The 14,878-nt window shown below is 62.8% G+C and carries 15 protein-coding genes; 7 read left to right on the top strand and 8 right to left on the bottom strand.

The genetic code is table 11. The annotated features are described in order from the left end of the window. Positions 1–115 precede the first annotated feature (115 nt). Complete coding sequence (locus ACFOMF_RS04485; RefSeq protein WP_386361649.1) at positions 116–703, top strand: YecA/YgfB family protein; 588 nt, start codon at positions 116–118, stop codon at positions 701–703. Between the two features lie 152 nt (positions 704–855). Here the strand turns inward: ACFOMF_RS04485 and cysK are convergent, their stop codons facing one another. After that, positions 856–1,830 (bottom strand): cysteine synthase A, encoded by a 975-nt coding sequence (gene cysK / locus ACFOMF_RS04490; protein WP_386361651.1) that lies wholly within the window; start codon positions 1,828–1,830, stop codon positions 856–858. A 120-nt stretch (positions 1,831–1,950) separates the two neighbouring features. Between cysK and ACFOMF_RS04495 the strand changes: the two genes are divergently transcribed. Genes ACFOMF_RS04495 through ACFOMF_RS04510 form a run of 4 tightly spaced genes read left to right on the top strand, consistent with a single transcriptional unit; the run spans position 1,951 to position 5,493 of the window. Continuing rightward, a complete protein-coding gene (locus tag ACFOMF_RS04495; RefSeq protein ID WP_386361653.1) occupies positions 1,951–3,018 on the top strand; it encodes a DUF748 domain-containing protein in 1,068 nt (355 codons plus the stop codon). A 19-nt stretch (positions 3,019–3,037) separates the two neighbouring features. Continuing rightward, positions 3,038–3,883, top strand: a complete 846-nt coding sequence (locus tag ACFOMF_RS04500; protein ID WP_386361814.1) for an AAA family ATPase — start codon at positions 3,038–3,040, stop codon at positions 3,881–3,883. Positions 3,884–3,912: 29 nt separating this feature from the next. Next, positions 3,913–4,308, top strand: coding sequence for a GFA family protein (locus ACFOMF_RS04505; RefSeq protein ID WP_386361655.1), 396 nt, complete (start codon positions 3,913–3,915; stop codon positions 4,306–4,308). 6 nt (positions 4,309–4,314) lie between these two features. Beyond that, positions 4,315–5,493 (top strand): vWA domain-containing protein, encoded by a 1,179-nt coding sequence (locus ACFOMF_RS04510; RefSeq protein ID WP_386361657.1) that lies wholly within the window; start codon positions 4,315–4,317, stop codon positions 5,491–5,493. 1 nt (position 5,494) lies between these two features. Here the strand turns inward: ACFOMF_RS04510 and ACFOMF_RS04515 are convergent, their stop codons facing one another. The 3 genes from ACFOMF_RS04515 to ACFOMF_RS04525 are packed head-to-tail and all read right to left on the bottom strand — an operon-like array spanning position 5,495 to position 7,261. Next, positions 5,495–6,010: a DUF2937 family protein gene (locus ACFOMF_RS04515; protein WP_386361659.1), complete on the bottom strand. Its 516-nt coding sequence runs from the start codon at positions 6,008–6,010 to the stop codon at positions 5,495–5,497. Between the two features lie 2 nt (positions 6,011–6,012). Next, positions 6,013–6,792 (bottom strand): class II glutamine amidotransferase, encoded by a 780-nt coding sequence (locus ACFOMF_RS04520; RefSeq protein WP_386361661.1) that lies wholly within the window; start codon positions 6,790–6,792, stop codon positions 6,013–6,015. 31 nt (positions 6,793–6,823) lie between these two features. Further along, the gene (locus ACFOMF_RS04525) at positions 6,824–7,261 is read right to left on the bottom strand and encodes an MFS transporter (protein WP_386361663.1); all 438 of its coding nucleotides are present in this window, start codon (positions 7,259–7,261) and stop codon (positions 6,824–6,826) included. 191 nt (positions 7,262–7,452) lie between these two features. On the opposite strand from ACFOMF_RS04525, the gene ACFOMF_RS04530 reads away from it, so the two are divergent. Beyond that, on the top strand, positions 7,453–7,893 hold the full coding sequence (locus tag ACFOMF_RS04530) for a universal stress protein (protein WP_386361665.1): 441 nt from the start codon (positions 7,453–7,455) through the stop codon (positions 7,891–7,893). Between the two features lie 18 nt (positions 7,894–7,911). Here ACFOMF_RS04530 and ACFOMF_RS04535 read toward each other — a convergent pair whose 3' ends face one another. The 3 genes from ACFOMF_RS04535 to cfa all read right to left on the bottom strand — a co-directional run bounded on the left by ACFOMF_RS04535 (position 7,912) and on the right by cfa (position 11,798). Next, the gene (locus ACFOMF_RS04535) at positions 7,912–8,607 is read right to left on the bottom strand and encodes a DUF6901 family protein (protein WP_386361667.1); all 696 of its coding nucleotides are present in this window, start codon (positions 8,605–8,607) and stop codon (positions 7,912–7,914) included. 18 nt (positions 8,608–8,625) lie between these two features. Then, positions 8,626–10,542: an ATP-binding cassette domain-containing protein gene (locus ACFOMF_RS04540; RefSeq protein WP_386361669.1), complete on the bottom strand. Its 1,917-nt coding sequence runs from the start codon at positions 10,540–10,542 to the stop codon at positions 8,626–8,628. A gap of 86 nt (positions 10,543–10,628) precedes the next feature. Further along, positions 10,629–11,798, bottom strand: coding sequence for a cyclopropane fatty acyl phospholipid synthase (cfa, locus tag ACFOMF_RS04545; protein ID WP_449342985.1), 1,170 nt, complete (start codon positions 11,796–11,798; stop codon positions 10,629–10,631). A 294-nt stretch (positions 11,799–12,092) separates the two neighbouring features. On the opposite strand from cfa, the gene ACFOMF_RS04550 reads away from it, so the two are divergent. Beyond that, positions 12,093–14,021 (top strand): transglycosylase SLT domain-containing protein, encoded by a 1,929-nt coding sequence (locus tag ACFOMF_RS04550; RefSeq protein ID WP_386361671.1) that lies wholly within the window; start codon positions 12,093–12,095, stop codon positions 14,019–14,021. A gap of 39 nt (positions 14,022–14,060) precedes the next feature. On the opposite strand, the gene ACFOMF_RS04555 is transcribed toward ACFOMF_RS04550, so the two are convergent. Continuing rightward, positions 14,061–14,861 (bottom strand): MOSC domain-containing protein, encoded by an 801-nt coding sequence (locus ACFOMF_RS04555; protein WP_386361673.1) that lies wholly within the window; start codon positions 14,859–14,861, stop codon positions 14,061–14,063. Between the last annotated feature and the right edge of the window lie 17 nt (positions 14,862–14,878).

Here is a 14,878-nt window from a genome sequence, read left to right on the forward strand (position 1 = left end):
TGAAGGCACACTGAACTTGGCCCCTCTCCCGAGGTTATATCCTGTGAGCATTGGTAGCCGGGGCCCGGTCCCTCGTCTAGAATCCCGATCTGTACTCTTTTCAAGGTAGCCACCGATGTCTTTCGCCGAGCAACTCGCCCGCCTGCAAGTGTTTCTCGATGCAGATGACCTGCACGAAGAAGCGCTTGATTACATCGCTGCCCATGGCTACCTGACGGCCCTGTGCATCTGCCCGGATGAAGTTCCGGAAAAGGAATGGATCGACGCGCTGTTCGCCGAGCCGCCTCGCTACCGGGATGACACCGAACGCGAGTCCATCGAGACGACCCTGGCTCAGCTGAAGGCCCACATCGCCAGGCAGCTGGCCAGCGATGAAGACATGGAGCTTCCCTGCGACCCGGACCTCGGCGAAGACCCGGACGACTCCGAGCTGCGCGGCTGGTGCATCGGCTTCATGGAAGGGGTGTTCCTGCGCGAGGCCGTCTGGTTCGAGGAAGCCGAGGAGGAAGTCAGCGAGCTGCTGCTGCCTATTATGGTGGGCTCGGGCCTGTTCGATGAGCAGCCGGAGTTCGCCGACATCGCCCAGGACGCCGACCTGGTGGATGAGATGATCCAGCAGATTCCCGAGATTCTCACGGCCTTGTATCTGCTCTGCCACGCCCCCGAAGAAAAACCGGCGCTGCTCAAACCTCGCCGGCATTGAACCGCCGGGCTTCATGACTGCAGCGAGCCGCCAGAGCAATCTGCTGGTGCGCCTTGTCCTCCGTGTCAGGCTGTCGAGCGAGGGGACAAGCGCCCGGGCAGGGCTGCGCGACGGCCCGCTGGATCAGTTCTGGATCAAGCGGGCCGTGATTACTACTGCTGCAGTTCCTGCTCGCCAAACAGGCCTTCGAACAGCATCGAGGACAGGTAGCGCTCACCGGAATCAGGCAGCACCACCACAAAGGTCTTGCCCTGCATCCCGGGCTCGTTGGCCAGCCGCACGGCAGCGGCCATCGCTGCACCGCAGGAAATCCCGACCAGAATGCCCTCTTCGCGCATCAGCCGCAGCGCCATCGCCTTGGACTCGTCGTCGCTGACCTGCTCCACCCGGTCGACCAGCGAAAGGTCGAGGTTCTTCGGCACGAAACCGGCGCCGATGCCCTGGATCTTGTGCGGGCTGGGCTTCACCTCATCGCCGACCAGCGTCTGGGTAATCACTGGCGAGGACACCGGCTCGACCGCGACCGAGAGGATCGACTTGCCTTTGCTCTCCTTGATGTAGCGCGAAACGCCGGTAATGGTTCCGCCGGTGCCGACGCCCGCCACCAGCACATCGACCGCGCCGTCGGTGTCGTTCCAGATTTCCGGTCCGGTGGTCTGCTCATGGATCGCCGGATTCGATGCGTTCTCGAACTGCTGCGGCATGAAGTAGAGCTCGGGGTCTGAGGCGGCGATCTCGCTGGCCTTCTCGATCGCGCCCTTCATGCCCTTGGCCGGCTCGGTCAGGACCAGTTCGGCGCCGAGCGCCTTGAGCACCTTGCGTCGCTCCAGGCTCATCGAGGCTGGCATGGTGAGGATGAGCTTGTACCCACGCGCCGCCGCGACGAACGCCAGGCCTATGCCGGTATTACCGGACGTCGGTTCGACCAGGGTCATGCCCGGCCTGAGCGCCCCGCTCGCCTCGGCGTCACGGACCATGGCGACAGCGATGCGGCATTTTACCGAATAGGCAGGGTTGCGACCCTCGATCTTGGCCAGAATGGTCACGTTATCCGGGCCCAGGCGATTGATGCGGACCAGCGGCGTATTACCGATGGATTCGGCGTTGTCAGCGAAGATGCGGCTCATGTTCGTCCCTCGGAGCGATCGAAAAGCCAGAAGCCTATGCCCCGACTGGTGTCTCGTCCAGCCGAACTGGCAACTTCCTGCAGGGTCCACCCCTAACATTTCATTGACTTGTGTACTGCCATGAACCGCCTTCCACGGATATTGCTCTGGGTCCTGCTTGCGCTAGGCCTGTTGCTGATCATCATTCATCTGATCCTGCCACCCATTGCCCTGAACTACATCAACCGGCAGATGGAAGACATGGGGGACTACCGTGGCGAGGTCCAGAGCCTGGATCTCGCCTGGTGGCGCGGCGGCGCCTCGCTGGGTGGGGTGCGCATCGAAACGCAGGACGATCGCATCCAGGTACCGATCCTCGACGCAGCCTCGGTGGACGTCGATATCAGCTGGAGCGACCTTTTCGCCCGCCGCGGTATCGTGGCCACCGCGACCATCCATGAGCCGGTGATGAACTACATCGGCGATGTGGATATCGGCGACCCGCCGGAACCGGATGCCCCGGACTGGCGCATCGAGGTCAGGGAAATGATGCCGATCACCTTCGAGCACGTGCGGATCGTCAACGGCCAGGCCTCCTACCGGATGTACGGCACCGAGCCACCGATCCACCTGTATGTGACCGGCATGGACGCCATCGTGCGCAACCTGACCAACCGGCCCGAAGGCGAGCAACGGCGCACGGCCGACTTCGAAGCGACCGGCGTGGTCATGGACGAAGGCAGCCTGGAGCTATCCGGGCGTATCGACCCGCTGTCGGACCTGGATTTCGACATCCAGGCGCGTATCACCGACGTCCCGCTGACAAGTCTGAACGACGTTACAGAGGCCTACGGCAATTTCGATTTCGTCGAGGGCTGGGGCGACGTGGTGGTCGAACTGGAAGCGCAGGATCGTCGACTCGACGGCTATATCAGACCGCTGCTGCGGGATGCGTCGATCTTCAATCTGGAACAGATCATCGAGGATGAAGACAAAGGCTTTTTACGCGGGGCGTGGGAAGCACTGGTCGGCGCAGGACGGCGGCTGCTGGAGAACCCGGAGGAAGATCAGTTCGCGACAGAGGTCGAGCTCTCCGGCAGCCTGGACGATGCCGAGCTCAGCCCTTTCCAGGCATTTCTGGCTATCCTGCAGAATGCCTTCGTCGAAGCATTCACCGCTGACTACGGAAGGGAGACCAATGATGGCTGACGTCGGCCCGGCAACACCCATGAAATTCGAGGGCACTGCGACTTACGTCGCGACCGATGATCTCAGGCTGGCGGTGAACGCCGCGATCACCCTGCAGCGACCGCTGCTGGTCAAGGGGGAGCCCGGAACGGGCAAGACCATGCTGGCCGAGCAGCTGGCCGAGGCCCTTGGCGCACGCCTGATTACCTGGCACATCAAGTCGACCACCAAGGCGCACCAGGGCCTTTACGAATACGATGCCGTCAGCCGCCTGCGCGATTCACAGCTCGGCGCGGAGCGTGTGCATGACGTGCGCAACTACCTGAAGAAAGGCAAGCTCTGGGAAGCCTTCGAGGCAGAGGACCGCGCAGTCCTGCTCATCGACGAAATCGACAAGGCCGATATCGAGTTTCCCAACGACCTGCTTCAGGAGCTCGACCGAATGGAGTTCTACGTATACGAAACCGATGAAACCATTCGAGCCAGGCATCGACCGATCATCATCATCACCTCGAACAACGAAAAGGAGCTGCCCGACGCCTTCCTGCGTCGCTGCTTCTTTCACTACATCGCCTTTCCGGACCGCGAAACGCTTCAGCGAATCGTTGCCGTACACTTCCCGGAGGCTCGTCAGAGGCTGGTCGAGGAAGCACTTGAGGTGTTCTTCGATATCCGGCAGGTACCCGGTGTGAAGAAAAAGCCTTCCACCTCTGAACTGGTCGACTGGCTCAAGCTGCTAATGGCCGACCAGATCGATGAAAGCGCCTTGCGCGAGCGCGACCCCGGCAAGGCCATCCCGCCGCTGGCAGGTGCGCTGGTGAAGAATGAGCAAGACCTCCAGCTGCTCGAGCGGCTGGCCTTCATGACCCGCCGCGCATCGCGCTGAGCGTCCACCACCAACAGAGGGAAACAGCCATGCACACCGGTAGCTGCCAATGTGGCGCGGTCAAGTACCGTATCGACGCCCCCATCGAGTCCCTGACCCATTGCCATTGCAGCATGTGCCGCAAGGTCCACGGAGCTGCGTTCGCCACCTATGCCAGCGTTCCGCTGGAGCACTTTCACCTTATCGAGGGCAAGGACCAGCTGGGCGTCTACCACTCCTCCCCAGCGGTCACCCGCACCTTCTGCAAGCATTGCGGCTCGAACCTCCAGTTCGTCGACAACCACGACCACCAATCCCTGGGGGTTGCGGTGGGCAGCCTGGACTCCCCGCTACCCGCGCCGCCCCAGTCGCATATCTTCGTGGGCTCGAAGGCAGACTGGTATGAGATCCGCGACGGCCTGCCCCAGCACGATGCGGACGCCTGAGGCCGCATGCTGGTCGGATTTTTCGATGCGATGCGCGCCGCGCGCATCCCGGTCAGCGTCAGGGAACTGCTCGACCTGGTGGAAGCCCTGCAGGCGCACCTGGTGTTCGCCGACATGGAACAGTTCTACTTTCTGGCCCGCGCCGTGCTGGTGAAGGATGAACGTCACTACGACAAGTTCGACCGAGCCTTTGCCGCCTACTTCGAGGGCCTGCCGGACGTCGAACGCCTGAGCGAGGCGCTGATCCCCGACGAATGGCTGCGCCTTGAGTTCGAACGACAGCTGAGCGCGGAAGACAAGGCAAGACTGCAGGGGCTGGGCGGCCTGGACAAGCTTCTGGAAACCTTCAGGCAGCGGCTCGAGGAGCAGCAGAAAAAGCACGCCGGAGGAAACAAGTGGATCGGAACGGGGGGCACCAGCCCATTCGGTTCGGGCGGCTATCATCCTGAAGGTATCCGCCTCGGCGAAGCCGGCACGCGCCGGGGCAAGGCGGTCAAGGTCTGGCAGCAGCGAGAGTACCGGAACCTCGACGAGGATGTGGAGGTGAGTCGGCGCAACATTCAACTGGCGTTGCGCCGGCTGCGCAAGTTCGCCCGGCAAGGAGCCGCGCAGGAACTGGACATCGACATGACCATCGACCATACCGCGCGGGAGGGGGGCCTGCTTGACATCCAGATGCGTCCCGAGAGGCGCAACGCTGTGAAACTGTTGCTCCTATTCGACATCGGAGGCTCGATGGATCCGCATGTGAAGGTATGCCAAGAGCTGTTTTCGGCCTGCCGCACAGAATTCAAGCACCTCGAGTACTACTACTTTCACAATTTCATCTACGAGGCGGTCTGGCGCAACAATTTCAGGCGGATGTCCGAGATCACCCCTACCCACCAGCTGCTACGCACCTATGGCCCCGACTGGAAGGTGGTCTTTGTCGGCGATGCGGCAATGGCGCCCTATGAGATCACCCAGCCGGGGGGCAGTGTGGAGCACTGGAACGAGGAGGCCGGTTTCGTCTGGATGCAGCGCTTTGTTTCCCACTTTCGACGGCTCGTCTGGATCAACCCCTACGCGGAAGAACACTGGGCCTACAGCGCCTCGACCGGGCTTGTCCGGGAGCTGGTGCAAAACCAGATGTATCCCCTGACACTGCATGGCCTGGAGCAGGGAATGCGGCAACTGGCGAAGTAGTTCAAGGGCGCGGGGTCCGTTGCTGGCGGTAACGTCGCACCGGTCCGGTCAGCAACAGCCAGAGCCCTTCGGCGAACCAGGCGAACACCAGCGCGCAGGCGATGCCCCAGGCCACCGCGGCGGGCCGAAGCAGGACCTGAAAACCATAGCCGCGCCAGGCCTCGCGACGCAGTTCATGATCGGCTCGCGTCGCCAGGTGCCAGGCCTGCCGATACCAGGGCCCCCGCATCGCCCGCGCTTCACCCTCCAGCAACTGATAGCGGGACACCACGGTTTCGACGCTTTGCGCATCGCTGCGAAACACCGGATCCTCGCTCGCGCGGTAATACTCCACCAGTGCCTGGAGATCATCGCGAAAGAAGCGTTGCGCAGTCAGCGTGAACCCCCGCAGAGCCTCGGCTGACTCCAGGCGGCGGGCCTCGACGTGCTGGGCATAACTGTGGATGAAGCCCGGTACCTGCACCCCGACCAACAGCCCGAGGGCGAAGAGAACCAGGCGCAGGTAGCTTCTGATCATCGTCAGTGTCCGAGTTGTCCGCGAGCCACGCATTCACCCAGCCGCCAGAGGCTCCAGCCGCCAGCCACGTGGCTCTCCCAGGTTTCATCATGGGTCAGCGGCTCGGTGGCGAGCACGGTGACCACGTCATCCGGTGTCGTTTCGGCCTGGAAGTCCACGGTGAGGTCGGTGTCCTTCAACCGCGCCGGGCCGAAGGGTGACCTCCGGGTGATTTCCACCAGTTTGGTACTGCAGAAGCTGAACAGCCAGTCACCGTCGCTTAGCAGGCAATTGAAGACGCCACGCGTCCGGTACTCGGCGCAGGCCTCGATCAGTATCGGCAGCAGCAGGTCGGCCGCCACCGGCTCTGGATAGGCCGTGCGAATCCGGTTCAGCAGATCACAGAAGGCGCGCTCGCTGTCGGTCTCACCGACCGGGCGATAGTGTCCACGTGGAGGGGCGAAACCGGCCAACTGGCCGTTATGCGCGAAGCACCAGTTCTGACCCCAGAGCTCGCGGACGAAAGGATGCGTGTTCACCAGGCTGACATCGCCGACATTGGCCTGACGAATATGCCCGATGACGATTTCACTCTTGATCGGATAACGGGTGACCAGGCGCGCCACTTCCGATTCGGCGCTGGGCTTGCTGTCCTGGAACAGCCTAAGTCCGCGCCCTTCGTAGAAGGCCACGCCCCAGCCATCCTTGTGCGGACCGGTACGCCCACCGCGTTGTATCAGACCCGTGAAGCTGAAGTTGATGTCGGTGGGAACATTGGCGCTCATGCCCAGCAATTCGCACATATCGAGGTTCCGGCCAGTGGAAATTGAGGCGTCAGATGCGTGGCTCGGCGCGGGTACTCGCCGGCATAGGCACGGCGCCGGGCGCCGTGTCTTCCATGCGCTCGCTCAGGGTCCGCCCGTCCTCGGCCGAGCCCCGTCGACCCAGCAGCCAACGGGCGATCACCAGCACGGCATAGAGCGCGAGGCCGACCAGCGCATAGAGGACCAGGTCGGACACCGCTCGCCAGAGTTCCTGCCCCACCCCGAATACCAGGTCCAGCGCGACAATCGCCAGCGCCGGTGCCATCAGGTTGCGTTCGGGGTCAACCAGCGTCGGCGTGAAAAGGAGCACGGCCATCAGCACCTGCAGCGGTTCGCGGAGCCAGCGCCACATCCAGCCGGTCATCTTGAACCACACCGTCAGGCCGAGCAGCGCGCCAAGCAGGTAAAGGCTCCAGGCCAGCGCATAGTCGTTTTCGAAAATCCACATCGACGGCATATCTCACTGAGGCAGGCACGACCTGATGGCCGGCAGAGTTAAAACGGGATGATAACAGGCGCCTGCGGATTTACCGCGGGCGCCTGGCTGTCTGTCTCAATCGCATTCTGCAAAGCGATTTACACGAACGGCACTGGATGCTCTGCCATAATCGACCCACCGGACAAAGGGGAGCCCAGATCATGTCCTACAGGAATATCGTGGCGGCTATCGATCTTACCGAACAATGCCACGCGGTGGTCGCCCGCGCCCAGGAGCTGGCCAGCAACAGCGGGGCCGTTTTGCGGCTGATCCACGTCATAGAGCCAATGGCGATGGCATTCGGGGGAGACGTACCGATGGACCTGTCGATGCTGCAGCAGCAGCAGTTCGAGCAGGCCCGCCAGCGCATCAACACCTTCTCGGACCTCTACCCGAGCCTTACAGCCGATCTCGCCCACCTGACCTACGGGCAGCCTCGCCAGGAAGTGCACCGGCTGGCGAGGGAGCAGAACTGCGACCTGATCGTGGTGGGAAGCCATGGCCGGCACGGCCTTGCACTGCTGCTGGGCTCGACGGCCAACGACATCCTCCACGGCGCACCCTGCGATGTGCTGGCCGTGCGACTCAAGCCCTCGGGTTGAGCCCGGGGGCCGATGCGATCAATAGACCCGGACCGGGCGCTCTTCGGCACTCATCACCATGGGCCGGATCTTCTGCAACTGAGTCTCCAGCGAATAGGTGAGGCTCGACGACATCGAGAAGAAGGTCAGAAAGGCCTTGAGGTTGGAGTCCCCGCTACAGGTGTCGTGAATGCGCTGCCAGAACGCCTGGTTGACCAGTTGTAATTGCTGGAAGGCACTTACCAATCCCTTCAGCTCCCAATCGGCATAGCGCCCTTCGCGCATGTTGAAATACTGCCTGGCCAGGTAAAGCGAGACCGTACGCAGCACGAATTCATGGTTGTTGGCAAAGGGCAGATGCTGCTGCGCCATGGGCTTCAGCTTGTGCAACACAGGGCAGGCGCTGGTCGCCATGATGACCCCCAGCAGAGCGCGCAATACCTCATCCAGCCCGACCTCCTTGCGGTACTCACGCTCAGGTGTACGCACCCACACCTGCGCCTTGCGCACAGCCGGCAGGCCCTGGAAATCCTCGACGACCCTGTGCAGGTCGACCGCTGCCGGACAGTGGCTATGTTGCTCGCGGCTCAATGGGCAATTGCTGCACTGCTGGTGACCCAGGCGGGTCCAGCCAGGTGCCTGCGCCGCGGCCTCGGGCAAGAACTCCCGCTCCAGGTCGATGCTGTAGTTGAATTCGTGCTTATCGTCGAGGGTGATGCGGTAATCAATGGACATCTCGGCTCCTTGCGAGAACTACTCTTCCAGCTCGGCCCAGCGCTCCAGCAGCACATCCAGTTCCTTTTGCAGGCTCTCCAGGCGATCGATGGCTGCCTGGGACTGCTCGGCTGGACGCTGAAAGAATTCTGGGTCCGACATTTCCTGCTGCAAGGCGGCGATGGCCGACTCAGTCTCGTCGATGCGACCGGGAAGCGCTTCGAGCTCCCGCTGCACCTTGTAGCTGAGTTTCTTCCTGGGGGCCGCCGGCGTGGCATCCGCCGCTGGCTCCTGGGTTGGCTCGGTCTTCGCCGAGCTTGAAGTCGATTTTTCCGGTTTGTCGTCGGCAATGCCCAGCAGGCGCGGCGACCCGCCCTGGCGCAGCCAGTCTTCGTAGCCGCCGACATACTCCTGGACCCGGCCATTGCCCTCGAACACCAGAGTGCTGGTGACGACATTGTCGAGAAAGGCCCGGTCGTGGCTGACCATCAGCACGGTGCCCGGGAATTCGAGCAGCACTTCCTCCAACAGCTCGAGGGTTTCCACATCGAGATCATTGGTCGGCTCGTCCAGTACCAGCATATTGGCTGGCTTGCTGAACAGCTTGGCGAGCAGCAGCCGAGCGCGCTCGCCGCCCGATAGCGCCTTGACCGGGGTGCGAGCCCGCTGCGGGCTGAACAGGAAGTCGCCGAGATAGCTCAGGACATGGCGGCTCTGGCCATCGACGGTGATGAAATCACGACCCTCGGCCAGGTTGTCGATGACGGTCTTCTCAGGTTCGAGCTGCAGGCGAAGCTGGTCGAAATAGGCGACTTCCAGCTTGGTGCCCACCTCGATGCTGCCCTGGGTGGGCTGGAGCTCGTCAAGCAGGAGCTTCAGCACGGTGGTCTTGCCGCTGCCATTGGCGCCGAGCAGGCCAATGCGATCGCCCCGTTGCAGCACCAGCGAAAAGTCCTTCACCAGCGGCTCGCCGCCCGGATAAGCGAAGCTCACATTCTTGGCGACAATGACCTGCTTGCCGGATTTGTCGGCGGTTTCGACCTGAAAACTCGCCCTGCCCTGGCGTTCGCGGCGTTCGCGGCGCTCGGCTCGCATGTCCTTGAGCGCCCGCACACGGCCTTCGTTACGGGTGCGGCGGGCCTTGATGCCCTGGCGTATCCAGACCTCCTCCTGGGCCAGCCTTTTGTCGAACAAGGCGTTGGCGGCTTCTTCAGCCGCGAGCTGCTGTTCCTTGTGCACCAGGAAGCTGGCGTAGTCGCCGTTCCAGTCGATCAGATGGCCGCGGTCGAGCTCCAGGATCCGGGTCGCCAGGCTTTGCAGGAAGGCCCGGTCGTGGGTGATGAACAACACCGCCCCGTTGAAACCCTTGAGGGCCTCCTCCAGCCAGGCGATGGCGCCGATGTCCAGGTGGTTGGTCGGCTCGTCGAGCAGCAACAGGTCAGGTTCGGACACCAGCGCCTGGGCCAGTAGCACGCGACGACGCCATCCCCCCGAGAGCTCTGCGAGTGTCTTGTCGGGAGGGAGCTGCAGGCGACTCAGGATACTTTCCACCAGTTGCTGCAGGCGCCAGCCGTCGAGCGCTTCGAGGGCCTGCTGGACATGGGCCAGCTTGTTCAGGTCATCCTCGGTCTCGATGTGCTGGCTCAGGTGGTGGTACTCGGCGAGCAGTCGGCCGACCTCAGCCAGCCCTTCGGCCACCACGTCATAGACGCTGCGCTCGTCCGCACGTGGCAGCTCCTGGGGCAATTCACCGATCTTCAGCGTAGGCGCTCGCCAGATTTCGCCGTCGTCGGCGGGTTGAACGCCCTTGACCAGCCCCAGCAGGCTCGATTTACCGGTGCCATTGCGGCCGATGATGCAGACCCGCTCCCCGCGCGCAATCTGCCAGGAAACCTTGTCGAGCAACGGCGTGGCGCCATAGGCCAGGGACACATCGGTAAATTTCAGCAGCGTCATGAATACCTCCGAAAGGGCCGGCATTCTAGCAGAAGGCCGGGGCCCGTTCGGCAGGCACAATGCGCAGCATTTCAAGTCCCGGCAGATCAGGCGGCGATTCGACGGTAACCGCCCTCCACGCCGTGCTTGGCCAGCACCCACTGCCAGAGCTGGATATGACGAGCACGAAAAGCGCCCGCGCAGGACAGCAGGTAATAACGCCACATCCGCCGAAAGCGCTCATCGAGACGGTCAGCGTGTCCGGGCCAAGCCGCCTCGAAGTTGTCGTGCCAGGCCATCAGCGTCTTGTCATAGTCGCTGCCGAAGTTGTGCAGGTCCTCGGCCACGAACAACCCCTCGGCCGCCTCGAGAATCTGGCTCGCCGCCGGCAGGTCGCCGTTGGGAAAGATATAGCGGTCAATCCAGGGATCGGGGGCACCCTGTCGGCAGTTCTTGCCGATGGTATGCAAGAGGAACAAGCCGTCGTCGGCCAGGCAGCGGTTGGCCACCTCCATGAAGACACGGTGATTCTTGCGACCGACGTGTTCGAACATCCCGACGCTGGCGATGCGGTCGAAGCGCTCGTCGAGGTCACGGTAATCCTGCAGGCGAAACTCCAGCGGCAGCCCCTGGTAGCGCTGGCGAGCCCATTCGGCCTGTTCTCTGGAGATGGTCACGCCGACGCACTCGACCCCGTAGTGTTCGGCGGCATAGCCCATGAAACTTCCCCAGCCACAGCCGATATCGAGCACGCGCATGCCAGGCTCGAGACCAAGCTTGCGGCAGATCAGTTCCAGCTTGGCTTCCTGGGCCTCGGCCAGGTTGCTGGCATCTGCCCAGTAACCGCAGGTGTAAGTCATGCGTGGGTCGAGCATCGTTGCATAGAAGTCGTTGCCAAGATCGTAGTGCGCCTCCCCCACCTGCCAGGCGCGTTTGGCATTCTGCAGATTGATCAGCCTGGAGCGCAGCGCGTGAAACACCAGTCGCAACGGCTGGACGTGGCGATAGACCTTGGCCCTGAGCAAGCGGTAGAAGAACTCATCCAGGGCTTCACAATCCCAGGCCCCCTCCATGTAGGCCTCCCCCAATCCAAGATTCCCGGTGGAAAATGCCCGTTCCGGCACGCCAGAGCGGTTGAGGTGCATGTCCCAGGGGCGACTGCCATCTATTTCGATGTCTGCCCGAGCCAGCAGGGCCTGCATCAGCTGTTGCAGGTGCGAATCCGAGGTTGGGGTGGTCGTTGACTGCGCCGAGGTGAAATTGGTCAATTCCGACATCTCTAACTCCTTTATCGGGCCCCTTTCATACGAGGCGGTGGATCCAGGAAGCGCTCTGTAGCTGAGCGCAGGCGCCCTTTTCGGTTTAGAACAGCCAGGCGGATCAATCAAGGAAGGCAGGGGAACAGGCCCAGTCCCTTGTGCGCAGCGTTTTTCAGGCCCGGCCAGGAAATCCTCCGAAACGCTTTACCCCACCCCTTCATCGGCTTTTATGACGCCCGGATTCCGCCGTAACAGGCGGCGCGATAAGCTTGGATTAACCGGCCCTCCTCTTTTTTCCTTCGCGGAATCATCATGCGCACCCGACTCGCCCTGCTTTCTTGTTGTGTTGCCTTTACTTTTGGCGTTGCCAGCAGCGCCCAGGCGGCCACGCTCTCCCAGCAACGCCAATACTATGACGAAGCCAAAAGCGCGTTGGCCAAGGGCGACGCCGGGCCGTATCGCCGTTATGCCCAGACGCTCAAGGACTACCCGCTAGAGCCCCATCTGGCGTTCGAAGAGCTCAACGCCCGACTTGCCACTGCCAGCACTGCCGAAGTCGAGCAGTTCCTTACCCAGCATGGCGATTTACCGCAGATCCGCTGGATGAAGCTGCGCTGGCTTACCCACCTGTCCAGACGCGGCGACTGGCAGATATTCAGCAAGCACTACGACCCAGCGCTGGGATTCACCGAGCTCGATTGCCTGAATGGCATCAATCTTCTGGAGAACGGTCGTCGGAGCGAAGGGCTGGCCGAGGCGGAGCAGCTGTGGATCGTCGGTAAGTCCCAACCCAACACCTGCGATCCGCTTTTCGAGCGGTTGATGGCTTCGGGGCAGCTCACCGAGCACAAGCGCTGGCAACGCGCCAAGCTTGCCGTCGAAGCAGGCAACTTCGGTCTAGCCAACTTCGTCGCGCGGGAGATGCCCACCCTGGGCAACCAGGTCAAGCTGATGGTCGAAGTCGCCCAGAAACCCCAGTTGATCAACAACCCCGAGCGCTTCAGGCCGGCAAGCGAGACCATGGGCGATGTGGTCAGCATCGGTCTGCGCCGCCTGGCACGTCAGGACCCGGAGAAAGCCCTGGGCCTGCTGGAAAGCTATGCGCGGAGCATGAATTTCTCCGAAGAGGAAAAGGTCGCCCTGGCCCGGCAGATCGGCCTGACCCTGGCCAAGCGCTTCGATCCGCGGGCGCTGGACGTGATGAGCCGCTATGACCCGAACCTGCGAGACCATAACCTCGCTGAATGGCGCGCGCGCCTGTTGCTGCGCCTCGGCCGTTGGGAAGAGGTCCATGCGCTGATCGAGCGGTTCCCCAAGGAGCTGGCCGAAACCAATCGTTGGCGCTACTGGCATGCGCGCAGCCTGGAGCTGGCGCGGCAAAAGGATGACCGGGTGGCCAAGCTGTACCAGCCGGTGGCCCAGGAGCGCGACTTCTACGGATTTCTCTCCGCCGACCGCATCCAGGCACCGTACCGGCTCAACCATCAGCCGCTGCAGCTCGATGCCAAACTGATGAGCAAGGTGCGTAACGCGCCAGGGATTCGCCGCGCCATGGAATTTCATGCCCGGGGACAGATCGTCGATGGCCGTCGCGAGTGGTATCACGCCTCGCGCTTTTTCGACCGCGACGAAATGGTCGCCCAGGCTCGCCTGGCCTATGACATGCAATGGTACTTCCCGGCGATCCGGACCATCAGCCAGGCCAAGTACTGGGACGATCTCGATATCCGATTCCCCATGGCACACCGCGAGAGCCTACTGCAGGCGGCGCGGGAGCGGGACATCCACCCGAGCTGGGCATTCGCCATCACCCGCCAGGAAAGCGCCTTCATGGCCGATGCACGCTCGCATGCCGGCGCCACCGGCCTGATGCAACTGATGCCGGCCACCGCCAAGGAGACCGCCAAGCGTTACAACATCCCGCTGAGCTCGCCCCAGCAGGTGCTCAACCCGAATACCAACATCCAGCTCGGCACCGCCTACATGAGCCAGATCTACGGTCAGTTCAAGGGCAACCGCGTGCTCGCCTCAGCGGCCTACAATGCCGGCCCCGGGCGGGTCCGCCAGTGGCTGCGTGACGCCACCCACCTGTCGTTCGACGTCTGGATCGAGAACATCCCGTTCGACGAGACCCGCCAGTACGTGCAGAACGTGCTGACCTATTCGGTCATCTACGGGCAGAAGCTGAACGCTCCGCAGCCCCTGGTGGAATGGCACGAGCGTTTCTTCGAAGGACAGTGAGGTCTTGCCGCGGGGCTTGAAGCGCAGCCCCGCGGCCCCCTATTCGAGCACCTCGACGCTCATTCCCAGCTTCAGTTCGCCGGTGTTTTCGGCGATGAGATTCTGACCAAAGAGCACCCCGCCCTCTCCCTTGCGGTACCTGGCCAGCGTAGCCAGCGGCTCACCCCCTGAATCACGGCTTCCGCTATCGGGGTCCAGGGTGGTGATAATGCAACGGGTGCATGGCTTGACGACCCGGAAGGTCACCGGGCCGATCCGGATGCGCCTCCATTGGTCTTCGGCGTAGGCTGGCGCGCCCTGGACCACCAGGTTCGGACGGAACCTGCGCATGTCTAGCTCGCGGCCGACCCGTTCTGAAAGATCTTCGAGCGATGCCTGGCCGATCAGCAGAAACGGGAAACCGTCGCTGAAGCCGGTTCGCTCCCCATGAGCCGCATATCGGGTGTCGACCGGCACACCCTGCTGGAGAGGCAGGTAGACCAGACGGCAACGCAGGCCCAGCCAGCTGCCGAGCCGAGCCGCTGCCTCGTTGCCGGCGTCCAGGGCATCGGCCTGCTCGCCCCAGATCTGTACTCGCCGGGCTGGCGAATCCGCATCAGGTTGCGCAACGGTCAAGCGATCCAGGCCAGGGGCGACCACCGTCAGTCCGTTCGCAACCAGCCGCGCCTGCAACAAGCCCAGGCGGGGAAAGTTGCGCTGGCTGACGAAGCGGCCGCTGTCGGCCTCAGCCAGCATCCAGCGGCGATCGCCGGCCAGCCCCAGCGCATCGCTGAGAGCGCTGCCCATGGACTCGCCAGCAGCAGATTTGAGCGGATAACGGTAAAGCGCTGACAGCTGCATGAAGGCCTCCAGGTCGG

Origin of the sequence: Stutzerimonas tarimensis (assembly GCF_042648805.1) — a bacterium.
In the GTDB taxonomy this organism is placed as follows: Bacteria; Pseudomonadota; Gammaproteobacteria; order Pseudomonadales; family Pseudomonadaceae; genus Azomonas; species Azomonas tarimensis.